Source organism: Streptomyces sp. SID5910, from assembly GCF_009862125.1.
GTDB lineage: Bacteria > Actinomycetota > Actinomycetes > Streptomycetales > Streptomycetaceae > Streptomyces.
In genome coordinates, this window is sequence record NZ_WWHX01000237.1 from 1 (window position 1) to 5,130 (window position 5,130).

The 5,130-nt window shown below is 73.4% G+C and carries 5 protein-coding genes; 1 reads left to right on the forward strand and 4 read right to left on the reverse strand.

Annotated features, from left to right (window positions below; genetic code table 11):
* Nucleotides 1-1,378: hypothetical protein (locus tag GTW67_RS08570; RefSeq protein ID WP_161164214.1), on the reverse strand; the 1,378-nt coding region annotated here is incomplete at its 3' end.
* 156 nt (nt 1,379-1,534) lie between these two features.
* On the opposite strand from GTW67_RS08570, the gene absR1 reads away from it, so the two are divergent.
* Nucleotides 1,535-2,614 (forward strand): beta-glucuronidase AbsR1, encoded by a 1,080-nt coding sequence (absR1, locus tag GTW67_RS08575; RefSeq protein WP_161164210.1) that lies wholly within the window; start codon nt 1,535-1,537, stop codon nt 2,612-2,614.
* Between the two features lie 152 nt (nt 2,615-2,766).
* Here absR1 and GTW67_RS08580 read toward each other — a convergent pair whose 3' ends face one another.
* From GTW67_RS08580 to GTW67_RS08590, 3 genes are all read right to left on the reverse strand, one after another.
* A complete protein-coding gene (locus GTW67_RS08580) occupies nt 2,767-3,177 on the reverse strand; it encodes a hypothetical protein (RefSeq protein ID WP_161164211.1) in 411 nt (136 codons plus the stop codon).
* Between the two features lie 85 nt (nt 3,178-3,262).
* The gene (locus tag GTW67_RS08585) at nt 3,263-3,601 is read right to left on the reverse strand and encodes a hypothetical protein (RefSeq protein WP_161164212.1); all 339 of its coding nucleotides are present in this window, start codon (nt 3,599-3,601) and stop codon (nt 3,263-3,265) included.
* A gap of 182 nt (nt 3,602-3,783) precedes the next feature.
* The coding region (locus GTW67_RS08590; protein WP_161164213.1) for an NtaA/DmoA family FMN-dependent monooxygenase at nt 3,784-5,130 on the reverse strand (1,347 nt) is incomplete at its 5' end.

Consider the following 5,130-nt stretch of genomic DNA (forward strand, 5'->3'; position numbering starts at 1 on the left):
CGTCGTAGGGGTTGCCGTCGACGGCCGCCCGGACGGCCCCGTCGAGGTCGCCGCGCCCGGCGGCGAGCCACGCGGCCACGCCGCCGTCCGGCGCGGGACAGGGCGTCGCCCCGCGCGGCACACCGGCTCCGAGCTGCGGCCGGCCGCCGTACGGGCCCGACGGCGGCACCTCCCCCGACTGGGCTGCCGCCAGGGCGAGTTCGGTCAAGCACGCCGGGTCGCCCGCATCGTCCCGCAGGCCTTCGCGGGCCCACGCCGCCGCCTCCCTCAGCCGGCCGCGCAGCCGGGCGAACCGGGCGCGGACGGCCGCGTCCCCGGCCGGGACCGGCGCCCCCTCCGCCACCAGCCACTCCCCCACGGGCGCCGGGATGTCCCGTACGTCGGCCCGCTCGATCCGCCGGTTCAGGGCGTCCGTCTCTGCCGCCAGAGCGGGGCCGCACCGGTCCGGGGTGCGGGCCAGCCGCCGGGCCCGCAGCCGGCCGGCCGCGGCGCGCAGTACGGGGCCGTGCAGCGGGTGGGCGAGGCGGGCGCGGCCGTCGTCGTCGACGCGGACCAGGCCCTCGGCCTCCAGGCGCTCCAGGGTCCGCAGGTCGAGGGTGTCCGGGTCGAGGGGCAGGGGCTCGGCGAAGGCGAGGCGGTCGAGTGTCTCGCGTTCCTCGGGGCGGGCGTGGTCGAGGAGGTGGGCGGCGCGTTCGCGCACGGCCGGGGTGAGGGGCACCGGGCCGCGCCAGGCCCGTTCGTCCGTGCCCGGCACCGGGGTGAGCAGTCCGCGTTCCCGTACGGCGGTGAGCAGTTCGCGCAGCAGCCGCAGGTCTCCCCGGCACAGGCGGTGCAGCCGGTCCACGGTGAGCGGCTCCAGGGCGGTGCCCGCGCCCGCCGTGAGCAGGTCCGCGGTCTCGTCGCGGGGCAGCGGCTCCAGGGTGAGCCGGGGCAGCAGCTCGCCGGTCCACAGCCGGGACACCGCGCCCGGCACGGGGGCGCCCTCGGTGGCGACGACCAGGAGGCGGGTGCGGCCGTGCACGGCGAGCTGGTGGACGAGGGCGGCGGAGGAGTCGTCGAGCAGATGCGCGTCGTCGACCAGCAGCAGACGCACGCCGGACAGGAGGTGCACGGCGCGGTGCAGGGTGACGCTCTCGGGCAGCAGGTGGGCGAAGGCGGCGAAGGGGATGCCGCGGGTCTCGGGCGTCCCGGCCGCGCGGGCGCAGTCCGTGCCGCGGACGGCCTCCGTCACGAGCCGGGTCTTCCCGCGGCCCGCCGGTCCGGTCACCACGATGCCGCCGCGTCCGGCGGCCAGGGACCGCCGCACCAGCTCCAGTTCGTCGGCGCGACCGGTGAACGGCCAGGGCAGCGGCAGCGTCTTCGCGTCCCGCGCGGACATCGTCACAGGCGTCGTCGTCACAGGCTTCGTCGTCAAAGGCGTCGTCGTCACAGTCGTCACGGAAACAGGAGTCGGCCTACTCATTCCTGATACAGGGCGACTTGAGTAGCCCCCGACTCAGGTGCCCGGGCGGGGCCGGACGGCAGGCTGGGGGCCATGACCGCACGCTACTGCTCGCTCGCGCGGCAGTCCGCCCCCGCGTTTCCGCCGGGGCTGGCCGCCGAGCGGCACGCCGCGCTCGCCGGCGGGCAGCGGATGTGGGTCGACGGCACGGTGCTGCACTACTGCTTCCTCGGCGGCGACACCGACACCTCGGTCGTCCCCCTGCGGGGCACGGGCCGGCCGCGGCGGGGGGCGTGGGCCGGCACGGAGGAGCAGCGGGCCGTGGTGCGGGACTGCTTCCAGGAATGGCAGGACCTCGGGATCGGGCTCGTCCTCACCGAGGTCCGCGACCGGTCGGAGGCCGAACTGCGCATCGGCTTCCGGCCCGGCGACGGCTCCTGGTCGGCGGTGGGCCGCGACGCGCTGCGGGCGGGGCTGAACGACCGCACCATGAACTTCGGCTGGGACCTGACCGCGCCCGGGGAACGCGCGACGGCCCTGCACCAGATCGGGCACGCGCTGGGCATGCTGCACGAGCATCAGAGCCCGTACGCGGGCATCCTCTGGGACGACGAGGCCGTCTACGCCGAGCTGGCGGGGCCGCCGAACCACTGGAGCCGGGAGCGGACGTTCCACAACATCCTGCGCAAGCTCGACACGGACGAGGTCAACGGCCCGGTCTGGGACCCGCAGTCGATCATGGAGTATCCCTTTCCGCCGGGGCTGATACTGGAGCCGGAGCACTACCGCGCGGGCCTGCACCCGCCCGGCACGCTCTCCGCCGCCGACAAGGAGTTCGCGCTGCGCTGGTACCCGCCGGCGGGGCGGCCGGGGCCGCTGGTGCCGTTCCGTTCGGTGCCGCTCGGCCTCGGACCGGGCGAGCAGGCCGACTTCCGGCTCGATCCGCCGGAGACCCGGGAGTACACCGTCGGCACGTTCGGCGACAGCGACGCCGTCGTCGTGGTCTTCGAGGAGCGCGGCGGGCAGCCCCGCTTCCTCGCCGGGCACGACGACGGGGGAACGCCCGGCAACGCCACGATCAGGGCCCGTCTCGTCAAGGGCCGCCGCTATGTCGTACGGGTGCGCCTGTACTCCTCGTGGGGTGCGGGCGAGACGGCGGTCATGTGCTGGTGACCGCACGGCTCCACCGCACCCCGGCCACGACCACCCACAGACCGGCGCCGGGGGCCGGCCGGTCACGTCACCTCCGGGGGAGATGACGTGACCGGCCCACCGGGCCCGCTGCTTCGGGGGAGGCGGCGGGCCCGGTCATGGACGGGTGCGGGTCAGACCTCGCAGAAGCCGATGCCCTTCAGCGCCTCGTTGATCTGTTTGCCCTGGGCCTCGGTCGTCGTGACGTCCTTGTAGGTGAAGCGCTGCGAGGCGAAGTAGTCGAGCCGTTCGGCACCGCCGTTGATCGCCATGCACTGGTTACGAGCGGCGTCGACGGCCTTGTCCTCGTACTTCACGATGTCCGGGTTGGCGGCGGCCAGCACCCGCAGAAGCTCGGCACGCCCGGCGGCGTCCGGCTCGGGCGGAAGACCGGCGACGCGGGCCGGATTCTCCGACGGGGTCTGCTTGCTTGCCGTGGCACTGGGTCGAGCGTCGGGCGTCGCCTCGTCGTCACTGCCGGAGCAGGCGGTGAGCGTGAGAAGCGCGGCGGCGACGAGGGCAGCGGCGGCGGTGCGGGTGTTCATGTCCCCCCAAGGGCGGTAGTGCTGAGGGGGGACATGATGCCCTGCGGCCGGCCGACGGTTTCGGGCAGCCCGTGTGCCGCGCAGCCTACTTCCCGACGGTGATCTTCTCGTGGTCAAGGAGCGCCGTATGCGTGGCCGCCGTGATGATCAGGAGGACGAGGAGGAGGCCGGCGACCGGGCTGGTCTCGTCGCCCTTCGGGTCGAGGACGGTGGCGACGATCAGTACGGCGATCTCGGCGGCGACGTAGGCGGCTGCCAGCCAGGGCTTGATGACGCCCTTGACCGCGGCGACGACGAAGGGAACCGCGGCACAAAGGCTGACGGTGACGACGGGGACGAGTGTCCAGATCACCTTGGCCGGAACGGAGTTGAACATGCGGGGCCGGGAAGGGACGAGCGGGGCATTGATGTAGGGACTGGCCATGGGGTCTCCCGTCACATTGGCAGCGTGAAGGAAGTGTTGTGGCGGGGTGACAGGTTGTCAGGTGAATCCGCGGGAGTGACACCTACGAGTGAACCTGCTCGGTCCGTGTCGCTGGGCGCGACGCGACAAGGTCGGCCCTGACCGGGGTGGAGCGTTGCCCGGTCAGGGTGGCGGCGAGCGACTTACGAAGCCGCGCGTTCCTCCGTGTGCAGGGCGTCCGGGTGGGTGAGGCCCAGGTGGTCTCGGAGGGTGGTGCCCTTGTAGTCGGTGCGGTGGACGCCCTGTTCCTGGAGGAGTGGGACGACCTTGTCCGCGAACTCGTCCAAGCCCGTCGGGGTGATGTGCGGGACGAGGATGAAGCCGTCGGCGGCGTCGGCCTGGACGAAGTCGTTGATGGTGCGGGCGACGGTGGCCGGGGTGCCGACGAAGGTCTGGCGGTTGCCCGTGTTGATGACCAGGTCGCGGATGGACCAGTCGTTCGCCGCCGCCAGTTCGCGCCACTCGCGGGCGGTGGCCAGCGGGTCGCGGTACATCCGGACCTGGGCGCGGCCGCGGGCGATGTGTTCGCCGGTCACGTCCGGGTCGATGTCGGGCAGCGGGCCCTCCGGGTCGTAGCCGGACAGGTCCCGGTTCCAGACGAACTCCAGGTGCTTCAGGGCGGTGGCCTCGCTGACCTGCTGCCGGCGGACCTCGCGGGCCCGCTCCTCGGCCTCCTCGTCGGTGTCGCCGAGCACGAAGGTCGCGGCGGGCAGGATGAGCAGGTCCTCGGGGCGGCGGCCGTACTTGGCGAGGCGGCTCTTGACGTCCCGGTGGAAGGCCTGCCCCTCCTTCAGGGTGGCGTACCGGCTGAAGATGGCGTCCGCGTCGGCGGCGGCGAACTCGCGGCCCTCCTCGGAGTCCCCGGCCTGGAAGATCACCGGGCGGCCCTGCGGGGAGCGCGGGACGTCGAAGCGGCCGTGGATGTCGAAGTGCTGCCCCTGATGGACGAAGGCGCCTGCCTTGGCGTCGCTCAGGAACGTGCCGCCGGCCTGGTCGGCGGTGATCTCGTCGCCGCGCCAGGAGTCGAAGAGTTCGTTCGCCGTGGCCAGGAACTCGCGGGCGCGGGAGTAGCGTTCCTCCTGCGGCAGGAACCCGCCGCGGCGGAAGTTCTCGCCGGTGAACGCGTCCCAGGAGGTGACGACGTTCCAGGCGGAGCGGCCGCCGGAGAGGTGGTCGAGGGAGGCGAACTGCCGGGCCACCTCGTACGGTTCGTTGAAGGTGGAGTTGATGGTGCCGGTCAGGCCGAGCCGGTCGGTGACGGCGGCGAGCGCGGCGAGGACCGTGAAGGTGTCGGGGCGGCCGACGACGTCCAAGTCGTAGATCTGCCCGCCCTGTTCGCGCAGGCGCAGGCCCTCGGCGAGGAACAGGAAGTCGAACTTGGCCCGTTCGGCGGTGCGCGCGAAGTGCGCGAAGGAGGCGAAGTCGATGTGGCTGCCGGCCTTCGGGTCGCTCCACACGGTGGTGTTGTTGACGCCGGGGAAGTGCGCGGC

Excerpts from the sequence above, each read along its gene's own strand:
- absR1 (WP_161164210.1), top strand. The coding sequence starts at position 1,535 with ATGACCGCACGCTACTGCTCGCTCGCGCGGCAGTCCGCCCCCGCGTTT.
- GTW67_RS08580 (WP_161164211.1), bottom strand. The coding sequence starts at position 3,177 with ATGAACACCCGCACCGCCGCCGCTGCCCTCGTCGCCGCCGCGCTTCTC.
- GTW67_RS08585 (WP_161164212.1), bottom strand. The coding sequence starts at position 3,601 with ATGGCCAGTCCCTACATCAATGCCCCGCTCGTCCCTTCCCGGCCCCGC.